Here is a 24,208-nt window from a genome sequence, read left to right as displayed (position 1 = left end):
GTGGGGGTGCGGGCCGGTGCGGATGCGCCAGAGGCGCATACCCCAAAAAGGACTTCAGTCCTTTTTCAATATGTCGAGCGCCAGCACCGTCATCGCTTCGCTGGCGGTCGCGATCACCTTGTCGGCTTGCGGCGCCCAGAAGGGGCTATGCAGCGACGGCAGGCTGATCTGGCCGGCATCGGCCGCCGCCATCTTGTCCGCCGGCACGCCGCCGACCCAGAAGATGAAGCTGTTGATCGATTTATCGGCGCGATAGAAGCGGCCGAAATCCTCGCCACCCATCACCGCTGGCGTCTTGACGACGCGGCCTGCGGGGAAATGGCTCTTGAGCAGGCCCGCCATCTGCTCGGCAAATTCGGGCGGATTATAGGTGGAAGGCGTGAATTCATCCTTCACGCTGACCACCGGCATCCGGTCGTCCGGCACGCCGGCGGCGATCGCTTCGCCCTTCGCCACGCGCTCGATCCCCTTGATCAGCTTGGCGCGCGTCTCGTCCGAATAGCTGCGCACCGTCAGCAGCAGCTTCGCTTCATCGGGGATGATATTATGCTTGGCCCCGCCCTGAAAGCTGCCGACGGTGACCACCGCGGGATCCTGCGGATCTTGCTCCCGGCTCACCAGCGTCTGAAGCGTTGTCACGATCCGCGCGCCCAGCACGATCGGGTCTTTGGCCGTCTGCGGATAGGCGCCATGGCCGCCCAGTCCTTTCACCAGAATGTCGACGCTGTCGACATTGGCCAGCGCATAGCCGGGGGTATAGCCAACGACACCTGCCTCCAGATTGGCCGCGTCGTGGAAGGCGATGGCGTGGGTCGGGCGCGGAAAGCGGGTGTACAGCCCGTCTTCCAGCATGTCGCGCGCGCCCTTGCCCACTTCCTCGGCGGGCTGAAGGATCATGACCAGCGTGCCCTTCCAGTCCTTCTTGCGCGCGGCCAGCAGCTTGGCCGTTTCGATGAAGGCGGTCATGTGCGTATCATGGCCACAGGCATGCATCACGCCCGTCTCGACCCCCTCGGGCGTCTTGGTGCGGACCTTTGAAGCAAATTCTAACCCTGTTTGCTCCACCACGGGCAGCCCATCCATGTCGGCACGGATCAGCAAGGTCGGGCCGGACCCGTTGGTCATCACCGCCACGACGCCGGTGCCGCCGACCTTTTCGGTCACGTCGAACTTCAGCGCCTTCAACCGCTTGGCCAGTTTCGCGGCGGTATTCGTCTCCTGCAACGACAATTCGGGATTGGCGTGCAGGTCGCGATAGAGCGTCATCAGCCCGTCCATATCCTTGGCCACTGCCGCGCCGATCTCGCTCTGGGCGGGCGGGACGGAGGCGGGCGTAGCCGGAACAGGCGCTGGCGAAACTGGCGCGGTCTGGGCGCTGGCGATGGATGAAAGGCTGACGGCGGCCAGAACGGCCGTAAGCGCGTGGCGCATGTTGATGAATCTCCCTTGCTGCGCAGAAGCATAAGGGGATTTTAGGGCCGGGGAAGGGGGATTGTTACGGGTTTGGCGTTGCTCAATCGAGGCCAAGGCGATCGAGATAATCGCTGGCGCCATGCAGGACATGCAGCACAATGATCCGCTGCGGTTCGACCCGGTAAAAGATCAGATACTGCCCATGCACGCGCCTTCGCACATCCAGATGGGCGTAGCGCTCTACGACCGGGAACGCCCTTGGATAATCGGCAAGGCCAAGGCACTTGTTCCGCAGTTCGCGGATGAAGCCGAGCGCACGGACCGGACTATCGATCGCAATATGGTCAGCAATCGCCTCCAGATCGCGCTCCGCCTCGGCGGTCAGTTCGACCTTCATTCGGCGCTGTCAGGCAATGCGCGATATTTGCTCTCCAGCCGGTCGAATATGGACCCGGCCTCCTTCGTGCGGCCCGTATCGGCATCGGCTATGCCTCGCAGGATCGATGCATCCAGCGCCGCCAGCCGTGTCTCGCGCTCCTGGATCAGGCGCACGCCTTCGCGCAGCACCTCGCTCTTGCTGTTGTAGCGGCCGGTTTCGACCAGACCAGCGACGAAAGCTTCCAGTTGCTTGCCCAGATCGGCGCTGATCATGACATTGTCCTCCAGCGCCGATCATAGGGTGTTTATCAACTATTATCAACGCGCCGAAATGAACGCCCTGATGTCGGCGCTCAGCTTGCGCAGGTCGTCGGGGCGGACATACATCATGTGGCCGGCGTCATAATAATGATATTGGATGCGTGATGCGTCGAAGCCCGTGCGGCTCATCGCATATTCCGCGCCGAAGAAGGGCGTCGCGAAATCATACCAGCCCTGGCCGACAAAGACTTTGAGGCCGCTATTCTCGCGCAATGCCTTGCCCAGATAGGGGGCCACGCTGCCATAGACTTCGCTCGCCCGGCCGCTCTTGCCGTCCAGTTTCCAGTCCCATCCGCTGACCCCGCCAATCGTCACATAGGATCGATCGGTCTTGTAACCCAGATCATCGCGGGCGTAGCTGTTCATTGCGGCCGTATAAGCGCCATCGATCGCATAGAAGCTGGGGTCATTGTCCGGCTCCTCACCCGCCGCATCATAATCCTTGCCGGTATAGCGGGTGTCGAGCCGGCCGATGCTCACGCCCCGGTCGCGCAGCAATTCCTTATAGAAGCGGCCGGGCGAAATGCGCAGTTCGGCATGATCGACAAAGGCTTCCGACAGGCCGGTCAGCCGCGCCAGTTCCGCGCGCACGCTGGCGCGCTCCTGCGCGGGCAGGACATTGCCCTTAAGCAATGCGGCTGCATAAGGACCAATGGCGAAGGCGCGGGCCTGTTGCGCGGCTTCCGCCACGGTTGCGGGCGGATTGCCCATGCGCTTGTGATACCAGGCGGTCGTCGCCATCGACGGCAGGTTGATGATATAGGGCATTTCATTGCCCTGCACCTCGGCCGTCGCGCCGAAATCGAGGATGGTGGAAATCAGGATGATGCCGTTCACCGCGACATCATTGTAACTGCCTTCCAGTTCGTTGATCAGCGCCACTGAACGGGTCGTGCCATAGCTTTCCCCGCCAATATATTTGGGCGATGACCAGCGGCCATTGTCGTTCAGCCACAGGCGGATAAACTCGGCGATCGACTTGGCGTCGGCCGACACGCCCCAATAATCCTTGGGATCCTTCTTGCCGATGGCGTGGGAAAATCCGGTGCCGACCGGATCGATGAAGACAAGGTCGGTGACGTCCAGCAGCGATTCGGCATTATCCACCACCGGATAGGGCGGCGCACCGTCATCGCGCGCATCGGGCAGCACGACCCGCTTGGGCCCGAATGCGCCCATGTGCAGCCAGAGCGATCCTGATCCCGGACCCCCATTATAGAGGAAGGTGATTGGCCGGTTCCTGTCCCCGCCATCCTTGACATAGGATGTGGCATAGATCGCCGCGAGCGGCTTGCCATCCTTGTCCTTCAGATAGGTCTCGCCGGTGGTCGCGGTATAGCTGATCGCCTTGCCGCCAAACACGCCCTTATGTTTCGTGACAGAGACATTGGGCGCGGGAACGGGGCTTTCCGCCACATCCTCCTTCTTCCTGCCGTCATCCTGCGCGTGCGCGGCGACGGCGGTGGCGGAAAGGGCCAGCGCCATAGCGGCGAGGCTGGTGGTCAAACGCATGTCGGTCCCCTTGTTTTACGACCGTCTGGCTAGCGGAGAGACGGGTCGGCGGGAAGGGGGATTGGCTATGTCGTCAGCCTGCAAAGGCCGGCGCCGCCAGAGCGCGGCCATGGTCGCGCACGCCAGAGGGCCAGTCCTGCGACAGCGAAGTAAACAGGTCCGCGTCCTTTGCGAACAGCGCCCGCATGGCGGCTTCATAATTGGGCCGGTCGCCCGCCATGGCGGTGAGGAAATGATAGGCGGCGTCCATGGCTGCGCGCGGGCTGGGCGTCGCGGCGCTGGTCTTGCGCGCCTCTTCGACCAGTCGGCGCAGCGTCGCCGATGCGCCGCCGGGTTGCGCCGTCAACCAGTCCCAGTGGCGGGGCAGCAGCGTCACTTCGCGCGGCTGGACGCCCAGCTTGGGGCGCCCTCTGCCCCGCGATTCCTCCACAGCGGGGCCGCGCAGATCAATATCGACCTGCCGCCCGGTGGCGTCATCGAACAACAGGATATTCTGGGCCTCATCGCCCATGGCGCGCAGCGCAGCGCGTACTTCGCCTTCATCGCCCGTGGCGATCCACAAATCGCCTGCAAAGGCCGTCAATGTCCGTTCCATGCCGAATCTCCTTCGGCATGGGTTATTATTACCCGGATTTTATTGAGTCAATATAATCCGGGTAAAATTATGCCGAACGCAATTCCACCCAGGTCGGCGCGTGATCGCTGGCCTTCTCCCGCCCGCGAAATTCCCTATCGACCTGCGCGTCGATCAGGCGGTCGGCGGCCGCCGGGCTGAGGAGAAGATGATCGATGCGGAAGCCGGCATCGCGCGGCCAGCTGTTCGCCTGATAATCCCAGAAGGTCCAGACGCCGCCATTGGGGTGGCGGCTGAGGATCGCGTCGGTCCAGCCGTCGGCCAGCAGGCGGCGATAGGCGGCGCGGCTTTCGGGCTGCATCAGCGCATCATCCTGCATCGCCTTGACCGAGAATGTGTCCACGTCGCGCGGGATGACATTATAGTCGCCCGCCAGGATCGCGGGCACTTCCTCCGCCCAGATTTCCGCCGCACGGTCGCGCAGGCGCTTCATCCAGCGCAGCTTATAATCGAATTTCGGGCCGGGCTGGGGATTGCCATTGGGCAGGTAGATGCTGGCGACGCGCACGCCCTTTACGTCGGCTTCCAGATAGCGGCTATGCTCGTCCTCCGGCTCGCCGTCCAGACCGCGGCGCACCTCGACCGGGGTTTCGCCGCGCGCGAGGATGGCGACGCCGTTGAACCCCTTCTGCCCGTGCCAGATCACGCCATAGCCGGCGGCCTCTATATCCTTGACCGGGAAGGTTTCGTCGCTGGTCTTGATTTCCTGAAGGCAGGCAATGTCGGGGCGCGTTTCGTCCAGCCATTCCAGCAGGCGCGGCAGGCGCGCCTTGATGCCGTTGATGTTGAAGGTGGCGATGCGCATGGGACGGCCCAATCTCTGTAGGTTCGTTGATTCCGGCACCCCGCATAAAGGCGAATGTGCTCCTGCGAAAGCGGGAGCCTAGGGTCGACCGGAGTGCCCTGCATTCTAGGCTCCTGCGTTGGCCTATGGCCGCCCTACGGGTCGCAGGAGCACTGCGTTCCGTTACACCGAGAAGCTGGTGCCGCAGCCACAACCGGCGGTGGCGTTGGGGTTCGTCACCTTAAACGCCTGTCCGCCCAGATCGGACACGAAATCGACGGCGGAGCCACGGACCAGATCGATGCTGACATCGTCCACAACCAGCGTTACGCCGTCGCGCTCGACCGACAGGTCTTCCGCCTCGACCGCTTCGGCCAGACCGAACCGATATTGGAAGCCGGAACAGCCGCCGCCTTCCACCGACAGGCGCAGGATCGCGGGCTTGCCCTGCTTGGCGGCGATGGCGGCCACGCGGGCGGCGGCGGACGGGGTGAGATCAATATCGGCCATGATGCCCATCAGATAGGATCAAGCAAAAGGCCCGGCAACCCATGGGGCGCCGGGCCTTTTGCAAATTCGGTCAAAAAACGATCAGTCGACCGCCTTTTCCTCCGCCTTGGTCGGGCCGCCCATGGCGAGCGGCGGCTTGCTGTTCATCGCGACCAGATAGTCGGGGCCGGCGACGAAGGGCAGCGGGTTGATGGCGGCGCCGTCGACACGGACTTCATAATGGAGGTGGCTGCCGGTGGAGCGGCCGGTCGAGCCCATCAGTCCGATGATCTGGCCGCGCTTTACATAGGAGTTTTCGGCGACCAGCAGCTTCGACATATGGCCGTAACGCGTTTCCATGCCGCTGCCGTGGGAAATCTGGACCAGATTGCCATAGCCGCTGGCCCAGCCGGCGCGGCTGATGATGCCGTCGGCCGTGGCGTGGATCGGGGTGCCCACGGGGCCGGGAATGTCGATGCCCTTGTGCATGCGGGCGGAGCGATTGAACGGGTCGGAACGCACGCCGAAGTTCGACGTCAGGGTCAGCTTTTCGACCGGGCGGCCCGACGGGATATAGGCTGCGGTCTTGGCGTTGCCGTCCAGCCGCTGAAGGCTGGAAAAGAGATTGGAGAAGCCGACGTCTGACGGGCCAAGCGGGCTGGTGTTGATTTCCGACGCGTCGCCATAGGGATCGTCGGTTTCGGTGGCGCTGGCAGGAGCCGCGGCGCAGAGCGCGCTCGCCATTCCGATAGTCGCTAAAACCGTCTTAACCTTGATGCTCGTTTGGAACAAACGTGACCCGCGAGCATTGACCATATGAAGAACCGACATGCAGACCCCGACTATGTCACCGGAGACTTCAGTCACTCGGTGCTTCCCGTGTTATGTAATTTGGCGACCGTGATCGCCCCCGCTGAGTGCAGACTGCAAATCCGGGATCATGTTGCAAGCGCGACGTAGAATTCTTCCGTCAAACCGGCCTGCCGACGCGCCGAGTCGTTGAACGGCGGCTTAACGGAGCCACGAAAGTGGCGTTTCACAAGCATTTGGTAATGATTTGGGGAGTCGAGCCCCTGACGGTTCGTCGCCCAGTTAAACCATGTCGTCCCCGCTGACACGTGACGAATCTCGTCATGCATTATGCGCCGCAACATCCGGGCGGATGTCAGATCGCCGATCGTCTCGAACCGCTCCACCGTCGCCGGCGTGATGTCCAGTGCGCGCGCCTCAAGCACCATGGGCACGATGGCCAGACGTGCGAGCGCGTCGGCCGCCGTTTCCTCCGCCGCCTGCCACAAGCCGTCATGCGCGGGCAGCGCGCCATAATGGCTGCCGAGTTGCCGCAGGCGCCGGTCGAGCAGCGCGAAATGCATCGCCTCCTCTGCGCCGACCTGCATCCACTGGTCGGTGAAGGCGCGCGGAAATTCCCCGCCAAAACGACCGACCAGATCGAAGGCGAGGTCGATTGCGACAAATTCGATATGCGCGATGGCGTGCAGCATGGCGATGCGCGCGCGGTCCGATCCCATCTTGCCGCGCCGGGGCATCTGGGCCGGGAGCAACAGTTCGGGCGCATCGGGGCGCGCAGGCCGATCGGGCATGGCCGTATCGAAGCGATGGGCGATCCGCCCCAGCCGCCAGTCCCGCGCCGCCGCCCGCGCCGCCATCAGCTTGGCGTGCGGTTCGGGCGTGCGCAGCACATGGGCGCACGCCGCGCCCACGCTGTCGATCGAAACGGGTAACGTCAAAGCGCTTGCACCGCCTCCAGCACCTGCGCGGCATGGCCCTTCACCTTCACCTTGGGCCAGACGCGCAGGATATGGCCGTCCGCGCCGATCAGGAAGGTCGCGCGCTCAATCCCCATATATTTGCGGCCATAAAGCGACTTTTCGACCCATGTGCCAAAGGCTTCGCAGGCCGCGCCCGGCTCGTCGGACGCGAGGATGACGGTAAGGCCGTATTTTTCCGCGAATTTCTTCAGCTTTGCCGGCTTGTCCTTCGAAATGCCGATCACCGGCACGCCGGCGGCGGCATATTCGTCGGCCAGCGCGGTGAAATCCTTCGCTTCATTGGTGCAGCCGGGCGTATCCGCCTTGGGATAGAAATAGACCACCAGCGGCTTGCCGCGATAGGCATGCAGCGCGAAATCGACGCCGTCGGCATCCTTGAGCGTCACATCCGGGATCGCGTCACCCTGTTCCAGCATGGTCATTCCTCCTGATAGGGCGCGGCCAGCGCAGCCCAGGCTTCGTGCACGCATTGCCGCGCCTTGGCGTAGCTTGCAAGCAGCCCGTCCCAGTCCTCCGCGCCGCAGGCGCGCGCAACCAGCGGGCGCGTGGCCTCCGGCGGCTCGGTGGATTTGGGCGAAACGAGCCGCGAGACGACGAGATAGCGGGTGATAAGGTCATGCGCGGCGATCAGCCCGTCGGGCAGATGGCCGGCCGCGACCAGCTGGGCCAGCGCCTGGCCCAGGTCGGGATCAAACGCCATGCGATAATGGAACTGGTTGATGTGGATCAGAAATTCCAGATCGACGAGGCCGCCGGGCACCAGCTTTACATCAAGATTGCTGGCGGGCGGCTTATGCCTGGCGATGTCGCGGCGCATCTTCACCGCCTGCGCGGCGAGTTGATCGAAATCGCGCGGGCGCTGGAGCGTCTCGGACAGGACAGCGTCGACGGCGGCATAAGCGGACGGCGATCCGAAGACGGGCCGCGCCCGCGTGAGCGCCAGATGCTCCCAGGTCCAGGCTTCCTCGCGCTGATAGCGGGCGAAACTGTCCAGGCTGACCGTCAGCAACCCCTGCGCGCCCGATGGCCGCAGGCGGGTGTCGACTTCATAAAGCGGGCCGGACGCGGTGTGGACCGACAGGGCGTTGGTGATGCGCTGGGCCAGGCGATTGAAATATTGGGTGGCGCCCAGCGGCTTTGCGCCATCGGATTCGGTCGAAAAATCGCCGGTGAAGAGATAGACGAGGTCAAGGTCCGACGCATGGGTCAGCACGCCGCCGCCCATGCGGCCGAGCGCCAAGATGACCAGTTCGCCGCCGGGCACCTTGCCATGGGCGGCTTCGAATTCGGCGATGGTGCCGCTGGCCAGCGCCTCGATCGCGGCCTGCGCCACCCGGCCATAGCCCCGGCCCGCCTCCAGCGGATCGCCGCCGCGGATGATCTGCGCGCCCAGCGCAAAGCGGCGGTCGCCCACACGCTGGCGCACGCGATCCAGCAGGGTCTGATAATCCTCGCCCGGCTCCAGCGCGCCGAACTGTTTTGCCAATATCTCGACCGAAGGCGGGGGATCGAAGGCGGATGCGTCGATCAGCCCGTCGAGCAATTCGGCGCGGCGGCTGAGCGCATCGGCTAGGGTGGGCGCGTGGCTTAATATCTCGGCCATCAGTTCGACCAGCGCCGGGCGGGCGGCGAGCAGCTTGAAGAAATTGATGGCGCTGGGCAGTCGGCCGATCATGTCGTCCAGCCGATTGAGCGCGCGCGACGGATCGGGCGCCTTGGCCAGCGTGCGCATCAGGCCGGGCAGCAGCGCCTCCAGCGCCTCGCGCGAGGGCGCGCTGCGCAGCGCGCGGATGGTGCCGCCGCGCCAGTGGGCGATGCGGGCGATCGGGGTTTCAGGATCGGTAAAGCCCAGATCGATGAGTTGCGCCTTCAGCCGCTCCTCATCATGCGACAGGGAGGCGTCCTCCTTGTCCGGGCTGAGCCGGTCATAATTGCGGCCAACCCATTCGACATGCGGGCGCAGCAGGTCGATCAGCGCCGCGCCGTCGGGCAGGCCATGGAGCCGGGCGACATTGTCCAGACTGGCTTCCGACTTGGGCAGCTCATGGGTCTGGCGGTCCTCCACCATCTGAAGCCGATGTTCGATCGTACGGAACAGGATATAGGCGGCGTCCAGGCGCGCCGCGACATCGGCGTCGATGACGTTGGCGGCGGCCAGCGCGCGCAGCGCCTCGCGGGTGTTGCCCGACCGCAGCGATGGATCGCGGCCGCCATGGATCAGCTGGTGGACCTGCGCGAAAAACTCGACTTCCCGAATGCCGCCGCGCCCGCGCTTCAGGTCATAGCCCGGCCCGAAAGCCTGCCCCTGCGCATAATGGTCGCGGATGCGGCGCGATATGTCGACGATTGCGTCGATCGCGCCGAAATCCAGGCTGCGCCGCCAGACGAAGGGACGGATCTGGCGCAGGAAATAGTCGCCCAGCGCCTTATCCCCGGCCGCAGGACGGGCGCGGATGAAGGCGGCCTGCTCCCAGCCGAGCGCGGTCGATTCATAATAGCCGATCGCCGCCTCCACCGGCAGCGCGATTGGCGTGGCCTCAGGCGAAGGGCGCAGGCGCAGATCGACGCGGAAGACATAGCCGTCGCCGTCGCGCGCGGTCAGGATTTCGCTCATCCGTCGGCCAATGCGCACGGCGGCGTCGGCCACATCTTCGCGCTCGCCATGGGGCAGGGTGGCGGGATCATAGAGCAGGATCGGGTCGATGTCGGACGAATAATTCAGCTCGCGGCTGCCATGCTTGCCCAGCGCCAGAACGACGAAGCCCCTATGCTCCGCATCGGGATAGCGTTCGCGCATCGCCGCGGCCAGCGCCTCCTCCAGCGCCTGATCGGCAAAGTCGGACAGGGTGCGCGTCACCCGGTCCATATCCCATGCGCCGGCAAGATCGGCCGCCGCCACCGCAAGCGCAATCGCTCCGCGCCGCCGCCGCAGCGATCGGGCGACGCCATCCTCCGGCGTGCCGGCCGCCTGCGCCGCGGCCAGCGCGCCGTCATAGTCGGCATCGGCCAGCCGATCGGCCACGGCCGGGAAGCGATCGAGCGCGCGCGCCAGAAAGGGGGAGTGCGCCCTTATTCTCGCCTCGGTTTTCGACCAGTCCGTCACATTCGCTCTCCTGCGGCCTTCGCCTTATCCTGCGGCGCTATTGCGCGGGCATGCGACGAATGCCAGAAACTTTTATGGCGGATGGCCGTTCTTCGGACATGGAAATGCAGCGCAAAATTTATGGGCAGGCGACGACGGGGCGCGAAGGCGGCAATGGCCGCATCGTCACTGTGTCCCTGCCCGCGCCCCATGAAGGGGTGGGCAATGCGCTGCGGTCGACCTATGCGCCGGGGCGCGAAGCCTTGCCCGACGATATGGCGGCCCTGCTGGCCAAGCTCGACCGACACTGACCGGCCCAGGGGCTAAGGGCTTTCTTTACATGTTGGGCTTAGGATGCGCGGTCAATCATCGCCCATAATGAAGATCGCGCCCCATGATGTACCGCAATTTCGCCATCGCCATAGTGCTCGCCGCGCCGATCATCGTGATGGGCGTGCAGTCCTTCCTGCCGGCCCGGCATCAGCCGGCAGCGGAGCCACAGGCTGCGGCGCCCGCGCCCGCCCCGGAACCTGTCGCCCCGCAACCCGTGGCGCCGCCGCCCACGCCGGTCGCGCCCCCTGCCGATGACAGCGGGACATTCGGGCAGCCCATGGCCGACGCCGGCCAGCCGATGGTGACGGCTTCGCCCGACGTGGCGCCCACGCCTGCGACCGGCTTCACGCCGGGCGGCGCGCCGGCCGGATCGCCCAACGCCGAACCCTAAAGGTCAGATTGCGCCCTGAAACGTGTCGCACTGGGCCGGATCGCCGGTGGACAGCCCCTTGCGCAGCCACTGCATCCGCTGCGCACTGCTGCCATGGGTGAAGCTTTCGGGCACCGGCCGCCGGCCCGCCGCCTTTTGCAGCGTATCGTCGCCGATCGCCTCGGCCGCGCGCATCCCTTCCTCCAGGTCGCCCGGCTCCATCAAATTGGTGTCGCGCGCCGCCCAGACGCCGGCATAGCAGTCCGCCTGCAATTCCATCTTCACCTGTAGCGCATTGCCCTCCGCTTCGCTCGCGCGCTGTTGCGCCTTGCGGATGCGGTCGGCCTCGCCGGTGATGGTCTGGATATGGTGGCCCACTTCATGCGCGATGATATAGCCGATCGGGAAATCGCCCGGCGCGTTGAAGCGCGTCTCCATTTCCTTGAAGAAATCGGTGTCGAGATAGATGCGCTGGTCGGCCGGGCAATAAAATGGCCCCATCGCCGATTGCGCCGCGCCGCAGCCCGACTGGCCGTTCTGGCTGTAGAAAACCAGCGTCGGCGGCGGATATTGCTGCCCCTCCGCCTTGAAGATGTCGGTCCAGCGCCGTTCGGTCGATCCCAGCACCTTGAGCGATATGCGCTGTACATCGGTCAGTTCGTTGCTCGACGGGCGTTCGGTCTGCACCGGCGCCTGCTGACCGCCACCGCCGCCCAGCAGGCTCAGCGGGTTCATGCCCATGACCATCATGATCACCAGCACGACGACGATGCCGCCACAGCCAAAGCGGCTGCCGATCAGCGGCAGCAACATGCCCAGGCCGCCACCCAGTCCACCGCCGCCAAAGCCGCCGCCGCCCCGGCCGTCCTGCACTTCGAAATGGCTGCTTTCCTGTTCGTCGTCGAGCCGCATCGCGCCCTCCCTTTCGCTTCCCTGCCTACGCCATTCCCGGCGCGCGGAAAACCGTCCTTGCAAGACAAGGTTGCGGCAGGTGACTGAATTGTTACGAGACATTAAGTTGGAATGATCGCGCCAAAGCCTATATTGCAGTGCGACATGGCTGATATCGAACCCAAGCGCGCCCACGCGCCGACCGATGCGAAACCCCAGCGCCGTGCCAGGACGCCGCTGTCCCTTCCCCGCGAAATCGCGCTTTTGCTTCAGGGCGGCGGCGCACTCGGCTCCTTCCAGTCGGGCGTCTATGAGCATCTGGACGAACTGGGAATCGACGTCACCTGGGTCGCGGGCATATCGATCGGCGCGGTCAACGCCGCGATCATCGCGGGCAATCCGCCGCATCGCCGGATCAGCCGGCTAAAGAAATTCTGGTACACCGTGTCGGGCGGCATGCCCAATGTCATCCTGCCCGAAATCGATCATATTCGCGAGGTCGCGCATTTGATGGCGGCCGGCACGGTCGCCACCTTCGGCGTGCCGGGCATGTTCCGCCCTCGCCTGTGGCCCGCGCCGCTGATGCCGGCCGGCACATCGGGCGCGATCAGCTTCTATGACAGCAGCCTGCTGAAGGACACGCTGGACGCCTGCGTCGACTGGGATCTGCTGAATGACGGGCCGGTGCGGCTTTCGGTGGGCGCCGTCGACGTGGAAACCGGCAATTTCGCTTATTGGGACACGCGCGGTCCCGGCGGCAACACCCGCATCGACGCGCGCCACATCATGGCGTCGGGCGCGCTGCCCCCCGGCCTGCCGCCGGTCGAAATCGACGGCCGCTGGTATTGGGACGGCGGCATCGTGTCCAACACGCCGCTGTCCCATGTGATCAACCACCAGACCGAAGACATGCTGGTGTTCCAAGTCGATCTGTTCCCGGCCGAAGGGCCGATGCCGCGCCAGATGACTGACGTCTATTCGCGGATGAAGGATATTCAATATAGCAGCCGCACCCGGCAGGTGACGGACCAGTATCTGCGCCTGCGCCGCGAACATGGCGCGATCAAGGCGCTGCTCGACAAGCTGCCGCCCGAATTGCAGGACGCGGCCGAAGCGCAGAAGCTGCGCGACATGCTGGATTGCGGATCGGTCAACATCGTCCATCTCATCTACCGCTCCCGCAACTGGGAAAGCGGGGCGAAGGATTTCGAATTTTCCCGCTCCACCATGCTGGATCACTGGGCGCAGGGGCGCGACGCGGTGGAGGAAGTGATGCACAAGGGCGATCTGATCGCGCGCAATATCCTCGACGGCAAGAGCGCGACCTTCGACCTCGACGCACCCGATCATCTCAAGGAGAAAAAGGCATGAGCAAGTCCCTGCAAGGCAAGACCGCCCTGATCACCGGATCGACATCGGGCATCGGACTTGCCTATGCGAAGGCGCTGGCGGGGGAGGGCGCCAACATCGTCATCAACGGCTTTGGCGACAAGGATGCGATCGAAAAGGAACGGCTGGGGCTGGAAGCGCTCAGCGGCGCAAAGGCGCTTTATTCGGGGCATGATCTGACCAGGGTCGACCAGATCGAGGCGATGATGAAGGAAACCGCCGACAGCTTCGGCGGCGTCGACATCCTCATCAACAATGCCGGCATGCAGCATGTCGCCCCGGTCGAGGAATTTCCGCTCGACAAATGGGATCTGATCATCGCGCTCAATCTGAATGCGGCCTTCCACACCACCCGCCTCGCCATTCCCCATATGAAGGAAAAGAAGTGGGGGCGGATCATCCAGACCGCCTCGGCCCACTCGCTGGTCGCCTCTCCCTTCAAGGCGGCCTATGTCACCGCCAAGCATGGCCTTGCCGGCTTCACCAAGACGGTGGCGCTGGAAGTCGCGACCTTTGGCGTCACCGCCAACTGCATTTCGCCCGGCTATGTCTGGACCCCGCTCGTCGAAAACCAGATCCCCGACACGATGAAGGCGCGGGGCATGACCCGTGAGCAGGTAATGAACGACGTGCTGCTGGCGGGCCAGCCGACCAAGCAGTTCGTCACCGCCGAACAGGTGGCGGCGACCGCCCTCTATCTGTGCAGCGACGCCGCCGCGCAGGTGACGGGCGCGAACCTCAGCATCGACGGCGGCTGGACCGCGCAATAGGGCCGGGATGCTCTCCTTTCGTCATTCGCACCCGTGAGCATGACGAAAGGAGGATGACCGTCGTCGGCATTACCCGTCACCCCAGCGACCCGAAGGGCGACCGAAGGTCAACGCTGGGGTCGCAGGAGATGACGCTTTACCGGGCCTGAGATCCCAGCCATCGCTGGGATGACGGTGAAAACAACATGGTCCGCTTCCCGCCCATCTTGGCCATCATCGCCCCGCCGCTCAGCGCGCGGTCATCGTGCTCCGCGCGATCTTGCCGACCAGCGGCAGCATGCCGGCATAATTGCCCTTATGATAGGGCGAGTCCGCCGTCAGCGTCGCCATCAGCCGGACATGGGCCTTGCCCAGCGCATGATAGGGGACGCTGGGCAGCAAATGATGCAGCGCATGATAACGCAGCCCCACCGGCGCCCACAAAGCGGGCAGATAGCCGGGCGGCGGCACATTGACCGAATCCAGATATTGCGCCGTCACGGTCATCGCCTCGCCCTCATTCTCCCAGAGATGCGCGACCAGCGTGCGCAACTGGTTGATGACGGTCATGGCCGAATGCACGCCCATATAGACCAGCAGCGGCTTCCATCCGAAGGCGAACACGCTGCCCACCAGCGCCAGCGCAAAGACGCAGGCGCCGGCTTCCTGCCAATGCCACATGCGCGCAAAGTCGCCTTCGGGCGCGCGGCGGCGATAGGCCGGATTGATCGACAGCGCCGACAGCTCGGCGACGACCTTGCGCCGCAGCGGCGGGATCAGCAGCGACAGCGGCGTCAGCACGCCAAAGCGCAGGATCAGGCCCACCGGGGCCAGCGCCGCAACGACGATGAACAAGGGCAGCGACCATGGCTTCATCAACGCCAGCGGCAGATATTCCGGGTCGTCCGCCGTGCCATAACGGGTGCGGGCATGATGCTGGGTATGCACGCCTTCGTACAGGAAGGACGGGATCATCAGCGGAATGCCGACGATCAGGTTCCAGCCGAAACGAAAGCCGGGCAGGGCGCCTTTGCGGATATGCGTCAGTTCGTGGATGAAGCTTGCCGCGCGATACAGCGCCATCATCGCCACGATCGCGCAGCCGATCGCCACGGCCGCATCCTTAACCAGCATCGCGCCGCCCAGCGCTGCCCAGCCGACCAGAGCGGACGCCAGCATGTCGGGCCAGTAGATGCGAGGATTGGCCACGGCATAGTCGCGCGACATTTCGGCCGCGGCGCGCAGCATGGCATTGTCGTCAGGAATGGCCGCCCGTGCCTTTTGCGCGGCGGCCTTTATGGGATCATGCACTGTCATGCGGCCGGTCCTAGCTTCCAAATGCGCTAACATCATGGCAGCACCATGACATATTCATCCTGTTACCCATCTGTTTCCGGCGCGTGATTGACATTCCGCAAACAAGCGCCGAACTGCACCCCATTCCTCTTTTCCTCTGAAGGCGGCACCCGTGGCGCAGAACGATCTGGTTATCACTCCCGTTTCCGGCAAGGCGGACCTCAAGGCTTTCATCGATCTGCCCTGGCGGCTCTACGCCAAGGATCCCAATTGGGTGCCGCCTCTGAAGGCCGAAGTGAAGGAATTGCTGACGCCGGGGAAAAATCCCTTTTTCGGCCATGCCCAGGCGCAATATTTCCTCGCCCGTCGCGGTGGCGTGGTGGTCGGCCGCATTTCCGCTCATATTGATCGTCTGGCGCTCCAGCAGCCGGTGGAGCAAGGCATGGGGCCGGGCACCGGCAATTTCGGCCTGTTCGAGGCAGAGGATGACGCGACCGGCAAGGCGCTGATCGCCACCGCCGAAGACTGGTTGCGGGGTCAGGGCATGACCCGCGTGCTGGGTCCGATCTCGCTTTCCATCTGGGAAGAGCCGGGCCTGCTCATCCAGGGGCATGATCATCCGCCAACGGTGATGATGGGCCATAACAGCCCCGCCTATCAGGCGATGATCGAAGGGGCGGGCTATACCCCGGCCAAGCAGCTCAAAACCTATGAGCTGGACATCACGAAGCAATTCCCGCCGCTCATTCAGCGCATCGTCCAGTCGGGCGAGAAAAACGGCCGCATCCGCATCCGTCAGGTCGACAAGAAGCAGTTCGACAAGGAAGCGGCGATCATCCTGTCGATCCTGAACGACGCATGGGGCAATAATTGGGGCTTCGTGCCGATCACGGATGAAGAAGTCGCCCATACCGGCAAGAAGCTGAAACCCATCGTGTTCGAAGACCTCATCATGGTCGCCGAACTGGATGGCGAGCCGGTCGCCTTCATGATGACCTTGCCCGACTTGAATGAAGCGGTGGCGCCGCTCAACGGCTCGCTCTTCCCGTTCGGCTGGATCAAGCTGCTGAAATGGCTGAAGAAGCCCGATTGCCGGACGATGCGCGTGCCGCTGATGGGCGTGGTGCAGCGTCTCCAGTCGTCGCGCATGGCCAGCCAGCTCGCCTTCATGATGATCGAATATATCCGCCGCAACGCGATCGCCCATTATGGCTCGACCCGCGGCGAAATCGGCTGGGTGCTGGACGATAATCAGGGCATGAACGCCATTGCCGACGCGATCGACAGCAAGGTGAACAAGGTCTACCAGATTTACGAAAAGGCGCTGTAATCTGGGTTAAGCCGTTGTTTCGCCTGCGTATCGTTGGAAACTCTTTCCATGCTGCCTCGTTGATATTCCAAACCCTTCAACACGGAGTATCGACATGGGCGAAGCAACCGACAAGCTGAAGGCCGCCGGCAACAAGGCGGCTGGCGCGATCAAGGAAGGCATCGGCAAGGCGACCGACAATGAACGGCTTGAAGCCGAAGGCAAGGCGCAAAAGGCCAAGGGCACGGCGCAGGATATTGCCGGATCGGTCAAGGGCGCTTTCGGCGACAAGATTTAACGCTACTGCGTCTGCGCGGAAAAAGGCCTCGCTCCATCGGAGCGGGGCCTTTTTGCATTTCTGTCCTACAGGGCGGAAATCCGCTACTTCAGCGGGATGGAAAGAAGGATAGGAAACTTTCCGATAGGATCAGCCCGGCGCAACGAAATGTCGAAACTTGCGGGAAATATGCGAAGTTAAGCCTCCTCCTTCGCCAGATACTCCCGCACGTCCCGCCGCAATTCCCCGGCGCACAGATAGAGGGCGATGACATTGGGAATGGCCATCAGGAAGAAGCTGCTGTCGACGATCCCGACCACCCGGCCAAGGTCAATCGCGGCGGCAGGCGGCAAGGCGACGACATAGAGGATCTTGTAGACCCATTGCGCCTTTGGCCCGTTGCCGAACAGATAGCCCCAGGCCTGCAATCCATAAAAGCCCCAGGCGACCAGGGTGGAATAGGCGAACAGGAACACCACCACCGCCAGCAGCCAAGGGAACCAGGGCGAAACCCTGGCAAAGGCGGCCGATGTGATCGCAATCCCCTCCAGCCCGCTATTCCACGTCCCCGCCACCACCAGCGCAAGGCCTCCCAGCGCACAGACGATCATCGTGCCGAGCAGCGGCTCCAGCAGCGCAACCAGTCCTTCCGACACCGGATGCTCCGCCCGCGCCAGACTATGCGCCATCACGGCGGAGCCGACCCCGGCTTCGCTGGCGAAGACCGCGCGCCGCATTCCCGCCACGAACGCGCCCACCGCGCCGCCGGTCGCCGCATCGCCCGACCAGGCCCCGTTCCAGATCAGCGCCAGCGCGGACGGGATTTCGGCAGCGTGCAGGATCAGGATCGCCGCCACCCCGGTCAAATAGACAGCGACCTTGATCGGGGTCAGCCGCTTCGACACTTCGCCCAGCCAGGCCGCGCCGCCCAGTGTCACCAGCGCCACGGCGCTGGCGATGAACACGCCATAGGCCCAGCCATTGGTGATACCGGTCACGACCTTCACCTGCGCAAAGCTTTGATTGACCTGCACCATCGGGATCGCGCCGAACAGAGCGAAAAAGGCATAGGCCCCGCCCAGAAGCATCCCGATCTTCGGCCAGCCCCGCGCCGCGCCTACGGCTTTGAGAACATACATCGGCCCGCCATGCACATGGCCGCGACTGTCGAACACGCGATATTTCAGGCCCAGCGTGACCTCCGCCATCTTCACCGTCATCGCGAACCAGCCGATGATGAACATCCACAATATCGCGCCCGGCCCGCCCATGGTCAGCGCCACCGCGACGCCCGCGATATTGCCCAGCCCGATCGTCCCGGACAGCGCGGTGGAGAGCGCCGCCCACTGGCTGACATCGCCCTTCGCCTCGCCATGCTGGGGCTGGCGGCGCAGGATGCGGATCGCCCGCCCGACCTGGGTCACATTGGGGAAGCCCAGCCAGAGCGTGAAGAACAGCATCGGCAGCGCCAGATAGAGCACGATCAGTTCGATCTGCGCGCCAAAAAGCGGCATCTTGAAAAAGACGGCGGCGGACAGGCCGTCGACAAAGGCGTTGAAATTTTCCATCATCTGCCGATGCCGCCCTGCGCATGGAAAGTCGATTAAAGATTGCTCATGTGGCGGCTGCGGGTTGATCGCCTGACCCGGATCGGTGCATGGAGAAGGGCATGAGCAGGCAATATTTCGGCACTGACGGCATTCGCGGCCGCACCAACCAATGGCCCATGACCGCCGAGCTGGCGATGAAGGTCGGCATGGCGGCCGGCACCCATTTCCTGCGCGGCAGCCACCGCCATCGCGTGGTCATTGGCAAGGATACCCGGCTTTCGGGCTATATGGTTGAAAATGCGCTGGTCGCCGGCTTCACTGCCGTCGGCATGGACGTGGTCCAGTTCGGCCCGATCCCGACGCCCGCCGTCGCGCTGCTCGCCCATTCGATGCGCGCCGACCTTGGCGTCATGATCTCCGCCAGCCACAATCCCTATTTCGACAATGGCATCAAATTGTTCGGGCCGGACGGCTACAAGCTGTCGGACGAGGATGAACTGAAGATCGAGGCGCTGCTGGGGCAGGATATTCCCCTTGCTGCATCGAAGGATATTGGCCGCGCCCGCCGGGTCGAGGACGCCCGTGGCCGCTATATCCATGCGGTCAAGTCCAGCTTCCCCGCCGATCTGCGGCTCGACGGCCTCAAGATCGTGGTCGATTGCGCCAATGGCGCCGCTTATCAGGTCGCGCCCTCCGCCCTGTGGGAACTGGGCGCCACCGTTGTCGCTGTCGGCGTTACGCCCAATGGGACCAACATCAACGACGGCTGCGGTTCGACCGCGCCGCTGCTCTTGCAGGAAACCGTTGTTTCCTCGGGCGCGGACATCGGCATCGCGCTGGATGGCGACGCCGACCGGCTGATCGTCGTGGACGAACAGGGCAAGATCGTCGACGGCGATCAGATCATGGCGCTCATCGCCGCCAATTTCGCGCGGGAAGGCACGCTGCGCGGCGGCGGTCTGGTCGCCACGATCATGTCGAACCTCGGCCTCGAACGCTTCCTGTCGGGGCAGGGCATCGCGCTGGAACGCACCAAGGTCGGCGACCGCTATGTGCTGGAACGCATGCGGGAGGGCGGCTTCAATGTCGGCGGCGAACAATCGGGCCATATGATCCTGTCCGATTACGCCACCACCGGCGACGGCACGGTCGCCGCGCTTCAGGTGCTGGCGGCTTTGGTCCGCTCCGGCAAGCCCGCCAGCGAAGTGCTGCACCAGTTCGATCCCGTGCCGCAGCTTTTGAAGAATGTTCGCTTCTCCGGCGGCAAGCCGCTGGAGCATGACGAGGTCAAGCGCGTCATCGCTCAGGCCGAAGCCGAACTCAATGGCGCCGGCCGCCTCGTCATCCGCCCCTCCGGCACCGAACCTGTCATCCGCGTCATGGCCGAAGGCGACCGGGAGGATCAGGTGAAGGATGTGGTCGAGCGCATCTGCGCCGCGGTCGAAAAGGCGGCGGCATGAAGCGAGAAAAATTTCCGTTCGCCCTGAGCGAAGTCGAAGGGCATCGCCGACCGCAGGGAGGTGTCTTCGCCTCCGCTCAGAAAGGGGCTTCGACTTCGCTCAGCCCGAACGGATATATCTATCATGCTTGAAATGCGCCCCGATTGCGAACGCTGCGGCACGGATCTTCCCGCCGACGAACCCGGCGCCTTCATCTGTTCCTTCGAATGTACCTGGTGCGCGCCCTGCGCCGAAGCGCTGGACGACCGCTGCCCCAATTGCGGCGGCGAACTGATGGACCGCCCGACGAGGGTGGGGAAGGCGCTGGCTAGTAACCCGGCCTCGACGGAGCGGCATTACAAGGGATGACGCCCGCCCGCATCCTCATCATCGCCGGCTCCGACAGTGGGGGCGGCGCGGGTATTCAGGCGGACCTCAAGACCGTGACCCTGCTCGGCGGCTTCGGTATGACCGCGATCACGGCGATCACCGCCCAGAACACGCTGGGCGTGCAGGGCGTCCACCCGATCCCCACCGACATGGTGCTGGCGCAGATGGAAAGCTGCATCAGCGACATCGGCGTCGACGCGGTGAAGATCGGCATGATCGGCAGCGCGCAGACCGCCCACGCCGTCGCCGATCGGCTGGCCCAGTTGGCCCAGGTGGCCAATGTCCCGATCGTCTTCGATCCCGTCATGGTCGCGACCAGCGGATCGATATTGGCCGATGACGCGACGATCGCTGCGTTCGAAAAGCTCATGGCCATCGCCACGCTCGTCACCCCCAATATCCCCGAACTGGAGGCGCTTGGCGGGCAGGACATCGCCGTCCGCTTCGACACCCATGTCCTTGCCAAGGGCGGCCATGGCGAAGGGCCGATGCTGACCGACCGGCTGATCGCGCCGCGCGGCGTGCTCAAGGCATGGAGCAATGCGCGCATCGACACGCCCCATACCCACGGCACCGGCTGCACGCTGGCCAGCGCCATCGCGGCCGGGTTGGGGCAGGGGCTGGACCTGATCGAAGCGATCGAGCGCGGCCGCAAATATGTGCGCGAAGCGCTCAGCCTTTCGCCGGGGCTTGGCGGCGGTCATGGCCCGATGGGCGCGCCCTTCGGTTTCCACGCCTATGCCTGATTTCTCGCACGAAGCGCTGCATCATCCCGGCCTTGTCGCCGGGGTGGATGAGGCCGGCCGGGGACCGCTGGCCGGCCCGGTGGTCGCCGCCGCCGTCATCCTGCGCGCCCACGATTGCCCCGATGGCCTCAACGACTCAAAGCAATTGAGCGCAAAGAAGCGTGCCATGCTGGAAGGCGAGATCAAGGCGCGCGCCCTTTGCTGGGGCGTCGGCATCGCGACGGTCGAGGAGATTGACGAGATCAACATTCTCTGGGCGACGATGCTGGCCATGACCCGCGCGGTCGAGGCGCTGGGGCCGGATGTTGCCCATATATTGGTCGACGGCAATCGCTGCCCCAACTGGCGCTGGGCTTCGACGGCGATCGTGGAAGGCGACGCCAAATGCCTGTCGATCGCGGCGGCCTCCATCCTCGCCAAGGAGGAGCGCGATCGCATGATGATCGCGGCGGCGGCCGACTATCCCGGCTATGGCTGGGAAACGAACAAAGGCTATGGCAGCGCGAAACATATGGCCGCCCTGCGCGAACATGGCCCGACCCCGCTCCACCGCCGCAGCTTCGCCCCGGTGGCGCAACTGACCCTGTTATAGCGGACGCATCAGGCCGGCTGCGGCGCGGGCGCGCCGATCAAAAGCCGCTGCGCCATCACCAGCAGCCCGCCCAAAGCCAGCCAGCCCAGCATCAGCCATATCTCCACCGGCATGCTCTCGCTAATGCCGAAAGGCGTGGCGATCGCCGCGCTCGCCACCACGGTCGCACCGACGGCGATCGCCATCAGCAGCGGCCGCCCGCCCGGCAAGGCAAAAGCCGGAACCACGCGGTCCATCGCCCGCAACCGCATCAGCGCAAACAGCGCCACCGCGGCAATCGCGGTGGTGCACATCGTCCCCATGGAGATGATGGGACTGATCGCCCCGCGCCCCGCCAGCACGCCAAGGCAGGTCCAGAACCCGACCAGCAGCGCCGCCCGTCGCGGGGCGCCGGTCCGCGCATCGATATGGGCGAGGCTGGCCGGCAGGAAGCCCGCCCGCGCCTGCGCCAAAATCACCCGCGTCGCCGACAGGTGCATCGCGTTCCAGGTCTTCAGCAGCGAAGCCATGGCGACCAATATGATCCCGTTGGTCGCCAGCCCGCCCGCCAGCGCATGGTCGAACGCGGCGGCGACTGGCAGCGCGCCCGTCGTCAGATCGCGCCACGGCGCGAGCGACGAAGCGGCCAGGATGATCAGGCTGTAGAAGAGCGCCGCGACCGCAACCGCCAGCATCATGGCCCGCGCCACCGTGCCGAAACTGGTGCCCGGCGCGCGCTCCTCCACCGCCGATGCGGCGTTTTGGAACCCGGACAGCCACATGCCCGCAACGCCCAGCATCACGAACATGCCGCCGCCAAAGCTGCGCCCCTGCGCGCTCTCGAACAGCGGCTGCCAGTTGCTGATGTCACCCTGCGCAAAGCCCAGCAACACCAGCAGCGCCGATGCGGTCAGGAAGGCGAAGGTCACGATCTTCTGAAATCCCACCGCCACCTTCGCGCCCGACGCATTGAGCAAAGTCATGATCGCCGCGCCCGCCAGCCCGACCATCAGGTCCATCGCCGTGACCGGCCGGCCCAGCAGCGTATAGAGCGGCGTCTGTCCACTCAGCGAGGGGATCAGATTTTCCAGGAACCAGGACAGCGCCAGCCCCTCAAACGCGCTGATCCCGACAAAGTAGAGCGTCAGATACCAGCCGGTGACGAAGCCCGGCCATGGCCCGAACGCCTTTTCCACGAACACGAACTCCGCCCCGGCGCGCGGCACGCGGGCAACCAGTTCGGCATAGGCGGCGGCGACTGGCACCATCAGCAATGTCATGCCCAGAAACGCCAGCACCGCGCCGCCCGGCCCGGCGGGGGCGACCCATTCGCCCATCAACACCATCCAGGCGGAGCCGACGATCGTGCCAAAGGCGAGCGCGAAATAGCCCGGCCCGGTGACGCCGCGCTTCAGCGCCGGTTCGGCGGGCGCGCCGCTCATCGCCGCAACTGGACCAGGCAGAGCAATTGAAACAGCATTTGCGCGGCGGCCTGCGCCGTCAGCGTCGTCGGATCATATTCGGGAGCGACCTCCACCACATCGCCGCCGATGATGTCGATCCCGGCCAGGCCGCGCAGCAGGTGCAGCGCCTCGCGCGTCGACAGGCCGCCAATTTCCGGCGTACCCGTCCCCGGCGCATAAACCGGGTCCAGCCCATCGACGTCAAACGTCACATAGGTCGGGCCGTCGCCCACAACTTCCAGAGCCTTTGCGACCACCGCGTCCATGCCCATCGCCGCGCACTCTTCGGCATGGATCACCGTCATCCCGCTGGCATAGGAAAATTCCCACAGATATTCCGCGCCGCCCCTGATGCCGATCTGCACCGATCGCTTCGGGTCCAGCACGCCGGCCAGAACCGCCTCCCGGAAAGGCGCGCCATGGTGGAATTTGGACCCTTCATAAATGCCGCCCGTGTCGCAATGGGCGTCGAAATGGACCATGCCCATCGGTCCCCGCGTGCGCGCCAGTCCCTTCATGATCGATCCGGTGATGCTATGGTCGCCGCCCACCGACAGCGGGATCGCCCGCGTCGCGCCGACCATGGCATAGCATTCTTCTATGTCGGCATGGCACAGGGACAGGTCATAGCGGCTCTGCATCGCCACATCGCCGACATCGGCGACCTTGAGCGCATTCATCGGCGCCACCCGCAGCGCATGTTCATAGGGACCGATCCGGTCCACCGCCCGCACCGCGCGCGGGCCATAGCGCGCGCCCGGCCGGTTGGTGACGCCCAGATCCATCGGCACGCCGATCAGTGCGACGTCCAGCCCATCCAGCGTTTCAGGGGCCAGGCCGCCGGCGACATAGGGCGCGTCCAGCAGGGTAGAAGGCTGGGCGAAGGGCCATCGCCTCTTGTCGCCGCTCTTGAATTGCAGCCCGGCGACCTCGCGGAAATGGGGATCGTGAATATCCGCCCCGCCGCCTCCGGCATAAAGGCGGCGCAGCTCTTCAAGGTCGATCGGATCGATGGGCATGGCATCAGTCTGG

Annotated in this window: 26 protein-coding genes; 10 read left to right on the top strand and 16 right to left on the bottom strand. The window is 64.6% G+C overall.

Going from position 1 to position 24,208, the window contains the following annotated elements:
- Window positions 1–54: 54 nt before the first annotated feature.
- The 11 genes from ACFOKF_RS14535 to ACFOKF_RS14485 all read right to left on the bottom strand — a co-directional run bounded on the left by ACFOKF_RS14535 (window position 55) and on the right by ACFOKF_RS14485 (window position 10,424).
- Window positions 55–1,431 (bottom strand): amidohydrolase, encoded by a 1,377-nt coding sequence (locus ACFOKF_RS14535; protein ID WP_380796498.1) that lies wholly within the window; start codon window positions 1,429–1,431, stop codon window positions 55–57.
- An 82-nt stretch (window positions 1,432–1,513) separates the two neighbouring features.
- Window positions 1,514–1,810, bottom strand: a complete 297-nt coding sequence (locus ACFOKF_RS14530; RefSeq protein ID WP_380796497.1) for a type II toxin-antitoxin system RelE/ParE family toxin — start codon at window positions 1,808–1,810, stop codon at window positions 1,514–1,516.
- Complete coding sequence (locus tag ACFOKF_RS14525) at window positions 1,807–2,064, bottom strand: type II toxin-antitoxin system ParD family antitoxin (RefSeq protein WP_380796495.1); 258 nt, start codon at window positions 2,062–2,064, stop codon at window positions 1,807–1,809. Before ACFOKF_RS14525 ends, ACFOKF_RS14530 begins: the two co-directional genes overlap by 4 nt.
- Window positions 2,065–2,109: 45 nt before the next feature.
- Window positions 2,110–3,624 carry a S10 family peptidase gene (locus ACFOKF_RS14520; protein WP_380796493.1) on the bottom strand — a complete coding sequence of 505 codons (1,515 nt, stop codon included), beginning with the start codon at window positions 3,622–3,624 and terminating at the stop codon, window positions 2,110–2,112.
- 73 nt (window positions 3,625–3,697) lie between these two features.
- On the bottom strand, window positions 3,698–4,219 hold the full coding sequence (locus tag ACFOKF_RS14515) for a DUF2239 family protein (RefSeq protein ID WP_380796491.1): 522 nt from the start codon (window positions 4,217–4,219) through the stop codon (window positions 3,698–3,700).
- A 67-nt stretch (window positions 4,220–4,286) separates the two neighbouring features.
- Window positions 4,287–5,063: an exodeoxyribonuclease III gene (gene xth, locus ACFOKF_RS14510; protein WP_380796490.1), complete on the bottom strand. Its 777-nt coding sequence runs from the start codon at window positions 5,061–5,063 to the stop codon at window positions 4,287–4,289.
- Between the two features lie 162 nt (window positions 5,064–5,225).
- Window positions 5,226–5,552 carry a HesB/IscA family protein gene (locus ACFOKF_RS14505; RefSeq protein ID WP_380796489.1) on the bottom strand — a complete coding sequence of 109 codons (327 nt, stop codon included), beginning with the start codon at window positions 5,550–5,552 and terminating at the stop codon, window positions 5,226–5,228.
- Between the two features lie 81 nt (window positions 5,553–5,633).
- Entirely contained in the window at window positions 5,634–6,362 is a 729-nt protein-coding gene (locus ACFOKF_RS14500) for a M23 family metallopeptidase (RefSeq protein ID WP_380796488.1), read from the bottom strand.
- A gap of 107 nt (window positions 6,363–6,469) precedes the next feature.
- On the bottom strand, window positions 6,470–7,279 hold the full coding sequence (locus ACFOKF_RS14495; RefSeq protein ID WP_380796487.1) for a ferritin-like domain-containing protein: 810 nt from the start codon (window positions 7,277–7,279) through the stop codon (window positions 6,470–6,472).
- Window positions 7,276–7,737 (bottom strand): thioredoxin-dependent thiol peroxidase, encoded by a 462-nt coding sequence (bcp, locus tag ACFOKF_RS14490; RefSeq protein ID WP_380796486.1) that lies wholly within the window; start codon window positions 7,735–7,737, stop codon window positions 7,276–7,278. The genes ACFOKF_RS14495 and bcp overlap by 4 nt, the downstream gene beginning before the upstream one ends.
- Window positions 7,738–7,739: 2 nt before the next feature.
- Window positions 7,740–10,424: a bifunctional [glutamine synthetase] adenylyltransferase/[glutamine synthetase]-adenylyl-L-tyrosine phosphorylase gene (locus ACFOKF_RS14485; RefSeq protein WP_380796485.1), complete on the bottom strand. Its 2,685-nt coding sequence runs from the start codon at window positions 10,422–10,424 to the stop codon at window positions 7,740–7,742.
- A 104-nt stretch (window positions 10,425–10,528) separates the two neighbouring features.
- On the opposite strand from ACFOKF_RS14485, the gene ACFOKF_RS14480 reads away from it, so the two are divergent.
- Window positions 10,529–10,714, top strand: a complete 186-nt coding sequence (locus ACFOKF_RS14480) for a hypothetical protein (RefSeq protein ID WP_380796483.1) — start codon at window positions 10,529–10,531, stop codon at window positions 10,712–10,714.
- An 83-nt stretch (window positions 10,715–10,797) separates the two neighbouring features.
- Window positions 10,798–11,127 carry a hypothetical protein gene (locus ACFOKF_RS14475; protein ID WP_380796482.1) on the top strand — a complete coding sequence of 110 codons (330 nt, stop codon included), beginning with the start codon at window positions 10,798–10,800 and terminating at the stop codon, window positions 11,125–11,127.
- Between the two features lie 3 nt (window positions 11,128–11,130).
- On the opposite strand, the gene ypfJ is transcribed toward ACFOKF_RS14475, so the two are convergent.
- Window positions 11,131–12,018, bottom strand: a complete 888-nt coding sequence (gene ypfJ / locus ACFOKF_RS14470; protein ID WP_380796481.1) for a KPN_02809 family neutral zinc metallopeptidase — start codon at window positions 12,016–12,018, stop codon at window positions 11,131–11,133.
- A 144-nt stretch (window positions 12,019–12,162) separates the two neighbouring features.
- Between ypfJ and ACFOKF_RS14465 the strand changes: the two genes are divergently transcribed.
- Both ACFOKF_RS14465 and ACFOKF_RS14460 read left to right on the top strand, forming a co-directional pair.
- Complete coding sequence (locus ACFOKF_RS14465) at window positions 12,163–13,368, top strand: patatin-like phospholipase family protein (RefSeq protein ID WP_380796480.1); 1,206 nt, start codon at window positions 12,163–12,165, stop codon at window positions 13,366–13,368.
- Window positions 13,365–14,156, top strand: coding sequence for a 3-hydroxybutyrate dehydrogenase (locus ACFOKF_RS14460; RefSeq protein ID WP_380796478.1), 792 nt, complete (start codon window positions 13,365–13,367; stop codon window positions 14,154–14,156). Before ACFOKF_RS14465 ends, ACFOKF_RS14460 begins: the two co-directional genes overlap by 4 nt.
- Window positions 14,157–14,384: 228 nt before the next feature.
- Here ACFOKF_RS14460 and ACFOKF_RS14455 read toward each other — a convergent pair whose 3' ends face one another.
- Complete coding sequence (locus tag ACFOKF_RS14455) at window positions 14,385–15,452, bottom strand: fatty acid desaturase family protein (RefSeq protein ID WP_380796476.1); 1,068 nt, start codon at window positions 15,450–15,452, stop codon at window positions 14,385–14,387.
- 151 nt (window positions 15,453–15,603) lie between these two features.
- Between ACFOKF_RS14455 and ACFOKF_RS14450 the strand changes: the two genes are divergently transcribed.
- Window positions 15,604–16,761, top strand: coding sequence for an N-acetyltransferase (locus ACFOKF_RS14450; protein WP_380796475.1), 1,158 nt, complete (start codon window positions 15,604–15,606; stop codon window positions 16,759–16,761).
- Window positions 16,762–16,855: 94 nt separating this feature from the next.
- Window positions 16,856–17,038 carry a CsbD family protein gene (locus ACFOKF_RS14445; protein ID WP_380796474.1) on the top strand — a complete coding sequence of 61 codons (183 nt, stop codon included), beginning with the start codon at window positions 16,856–16,858 and terminating at the stop codon, window positions 17,036–17,038.
- Between the two features lie 176 nt (window positions 17,039–17,214).
- Here the strand turns inward: ACFOKF_RS14445 and ACFOKF_RS14440 are convergent, their stop codons facing one another.
- On the bottom strand, window positions 17,215–18,585 hold the full coding sequence (locus ACFOKF_RS14440; protein WP_380797818.1) for an alanine/glycine:cation symporter family protein: 1,371 nt from the start codon (window positions 18,583–18,585) through the stop codon (window positions 17,215–17,217).
- A gap of 101 nt (window positions 18,586–18,686) precedes the next feature.
- On the opposite strand from ACFOKF_RS14440, the gene glmM reads away from it, so the two are divergent.
- From glmM to ACFOKF_RS14420, 4 genes are all read left to right on the top strand, one after another.
- Window positions 18,687–20,027, top strand: coding sequence for a phosphoglucosamine mutase (glmM, locus tag ACFOKF_RS14435; RefSeq protein ID WP_380796473.1), 1,341 nt, complete (start codon window positions 18,687–18,689; stop codon window positions 20,025–20,027).
- Between the two features lie 123 nt (window positions 20,028–20,150).
- A complete protein-coding gene (locus ACFOKF_RS14430; protein WP_380796472.1) occupies window positions 20,151–20,375 on the top strand; it encodes a DUF1272 domain-containing protein in 225 nt (74 codons plus the stop codon).
- Window positions 20,372–21,142 (top strand): bifunctional hydroxymethylpyrimidine kinase/phosphomethylpyrimidine kinase, encoded by a 771-nt coding sequence (gene thiD / locus ACFOKF_RS14425; RefSeq protein WP_380796471.1) that lies wholly within the window; start codon window positions 20,372–20,374, stop codon window positions 21,140–21,142. Before ACFOKF_RS14430 ends, thiD begins: the two co-directional genes overlap by 4 nt.
- On the top strand, window positions 21,135–21,734 hold the full coding sequence (locus ACFOKF_RS14420; RefSeq protein ID WP_380796470.1) for a ribonuclease HII: 600 nt from the start codon (window positions 21,135–21,137) through the stop codon (window positions 21,732–21,734). The genes thiD and ACFOKF_RS14420 overlap by 8 nt, the downstream gene beginning before the upstream one ends.
- 8 nt (window positions 21,735–21,742) lie before the next feature.
- Here the strand turns inward: ACFOKF_RS14420 and ACFOKF_RS14415 are convergent, their stop codons facing one another.
- Window positions 21,743–23,155: an APC family permease gene (locus tag ACFOKF_RS14415; RefSeq protein ID WP_380796468.1), complete on the bottom strand. Its 1,413-nt coding sequence runs from the start codon at window positions 23,153–23,155 to the stop codon at window positions 21,743–21,745.
- Window positions 23,152–24,195 carry an agmatinase gene (gene speB, locus ACFOKF_RS14410; protein WP_380796467.1) on the bottom strand — a complete coding sequence of 348 codons (1,044 nt, stop codon included), beginning with the start codon at window positions 24,193–24,195 and terminating at the stop codon, window positions 23,152–23,154. The genes ACFOKF_RS14415 and speB overlap by 4 nt, the downstream gene beginning before the upstream one ends.
- Between the last annotated feature and the right edge of the window lie 13 nt (window positions 24,196–24,208).

The sequence above is a fragment of the Sphingobium rhizovicinum genome (assembly GCF_042647625.1).
Classification (GTDB): Bacteria; Pseudomonadota; Alphaproteobacteria; order Sphingomonadales; family Sphingomonadaceae; genus Sphingobium; species Sphingobium rhizovicinum.
The sequence above is the reverse complement of the archived record's forward strand: the minus strand, read 5'-3'. Positions and strand labels throughout refer to the sequence as shown.

What these genes read in the sequence shown, in the direction of transcription:
- ACFOKF_RS14535 (WP_380796498.1), bottom strand. Translation starts at nt 1,431, where the DNA reads ATGCGCCACGCGCTTACGGCCGTTCTGGCCGCCGTCAGCCTTTCATCC.
- ACFOKF_RS14530 (WP_380796497.1), bottom strand. Translation starts at nt 1,810, where the DNA reads ATGAAGGTCGAACTGACCGCCGAGGCGGAGCGCGATCTGGAGGCGATT.
- ACFOKF_RS14525 (WP_380796495.1), bottom strand. Translation starts at nt 2,064, where the DNA reads ATGATCAGCGCCGATCTGGGCAAGCAACTGGAAGCTTTCGTCGCTGGT.
- ACFOKF_RS14520 (WP_380796493.1), bottom strand. Translation starts at nt 3,624, where the DNA reads ATGCGTTTGACCACCAGCCTCGCCGCTATGGCGCTGGCCCTTTCCGCC.
- ACFOKF_RS14515 (WP_380796491.1), bottom strand. Translation starts at nt 4,219, where the DNA reads ATGGAACGGACATTGACGGCCTTTGCAGGCGATTTGTGGATCGCCACG.
- xth (WP_380796490.1), bottom strand. Translation starts at nt 5,063, where the DNA reads ATGCGCATCGCCACCTTCAACATCAACGGCATCAAGGCGCGCCTGCCG.
- ACFOKF_RS14505 (WP_380796489.1), bottom strand. Translation starts at nt 5,552, where the DNA reads ATGGCCGATATTGATCTCACCCCGTCCGCCGCCGCCCGCGTGGCCGCC.
- ACFOKF_RS14500 (WP_380796488.1), bottom strand. Translation starts at nt 6,362, where the DNA reads ATGTCGGTTCTTCATATGGTCAATGCTCGCGGGTCACGTTTGTTCCAA.
- bcp (WP_380796486.1), bottom strand. Translation starts at nt 7,737, where the DNA reads ATGCTGGAACAGGGTGACGCGATCCCGGATGTGACGCTCAAGGATGCC.
- ACFOKF_RS14480 (WP_380796483.1), top strand. Translation starts at nt 10,529, where the DNA reads ATGCAGCGCAAAATTTATGGGCAGGCGACGACGGGGCGCGAAGGCGGC.
- ACFOKF_RS14475 (WP_380796482.1), top strand. Translation starts at nt 10,798, where the DNA reads ATGATGTACCGCAATTTCGCCATCGCCATAGTGCTCGCCGCGCCGATC.
- ypfJ (WP_380796481.1), bottom strand. Translation starts at nt 12,018, where the DNA reads ATGCGGCTCGACGACGAACAGGAAAGCAGCCATTTCGAAGTGCAGGAC.
- ACFOKF_RS14465 (WP_380796480.1), top strand. Translation starts at nt 12,163, where the DNA reads ATGGCTGATATCGAACCCAAGCGCGCCCACGCGCCGACCGATGCGAAA.
- ACFOKF_RS14460 (WP_380796478.1), top strand. Translation starts at nt 13,365, where the DNA reads ATGAGCAAGTCCCTGCAAGGCAAGACCGCCCTGATCACCGGATCGACA.
- ACFOKF_RS14455 (WP_380796476.1), bottom strand. Translation starts at nt 15,452, where the DNA reads ATGACAGTGCATGATCCCATAAAGGCCGCCGCGCAAAAGGCACGGGCG.
- ACFOKF_RS14445 (WP_380796474.1), top strand. Translation starts at nt 16,856, where the DNA reads ATGGGCGAAGCAACCGACAAGCTGAAGGCCGCCGGCAACAAGGCGGCT.
- ACFOKF_RS14440 (WP_380797818.1), bottom strand. Translation starts at nt 18,585, where the DNA reads ATGGAAAATTTCAACGCCTTTGTCGACGGCCTGTCCGCCGCCGTCTTT.
- glmM (WP_380796473.1), top strand. Translation starts at nt 18,687, where the DNA reads ATGAGCAGGCAATATTTCGGCACTGACGGCATTCGCGGCCGCACCAAC.
- ACFOKF_RS14430 (WP_380796472.1), top strand. Translation starts at nt 20,151, where the DNA reads ATGCTTGAAATGCGCCCCGATTGCGAACGCTGCGGCACGGATCTTCCC.
- thiD (WP_380796471.1), top strand. Translation starts at nt 20,372, where the DNA reads ATGACGCCCGCCCGCATCCTCATCATCGCCGGCTCCGACAGTGGGGGC.
- ACFOKF_RS14420 (WP_380796470.1), top strand. Translation starts at nt 21,135, where the DNA reads ATGCCTGATTTCTCGCACGAAGCGCTGCATCATCCCGGCCTTGTCGCC.
- ACFOKF_RS14415 (WP_380796468.1), bottom strand. Translation starts at nt 23,155, where the DNA reads ATGAGCGGCGCGCCCGCCGAACCGGCGCTGAAGCGCGGCGTCACCGGG.
- speB (WP_380796467.1), bottom strand. Translation starts at nt 24,195, where the DNA reads ATGCCCATCGATCCGATCGACCTTGAAGAGCTGCGCCGCCTTTATGCC.